We start from the raw sequence: 395 nt of genomic DNA on the forward strand, positions 1-395 counted from the left end.
AACAGGGGAGGAGCAACGAGAAGCCTACGAACTGCTGGATTACCACCAGATCATCGATCACGAGCGTTATCGGCATGCCTCGCTCTCCAAGCGCAGCATGTTCTGGTTTTACCTATGGGGAGGGGGGCGCTTTGTTTTTTGGGTTATGGCGCTTTTATCTCCAGTTATCTGGGCGTGGCTATCTTGGGTTCTTGATGGCGAGTTCACGGCCAACTTATGGATGTTCGCCAAAGAAACAACATGGTATCTGACGGTTCCTCTCGCCTGCTGGGCGATAGGCTCCCTAGTTGTTAACAAGTTTACCAATTGGGTCGTTCTCCCTTCCAAAGGCCCGCTGTGGGAGTTCAATCGCCGCACCGGCATGGTCACGATCTTCGATTACGACAATATGGGCG

Annotated in this window: 1 pseudogene; it reads left to right on the forward strand. The window is 52.7% G+C overall.

The window, feature by feature from the left end:
• Positions 1-395: pseudogene (locus tag LO50_RS23165) on the forward strand (hypothetical protein); the annotation flags it as partial.

It is taken from the genome of Stutzerimonas stutzeri, from assembly GCF_000935215.1.
Lineage (GTDB): Bacteria > Pseudomonadota > Gammaproteobacteria > Pseudomonadales > Pseudomonadaceae > Stutzerimonas.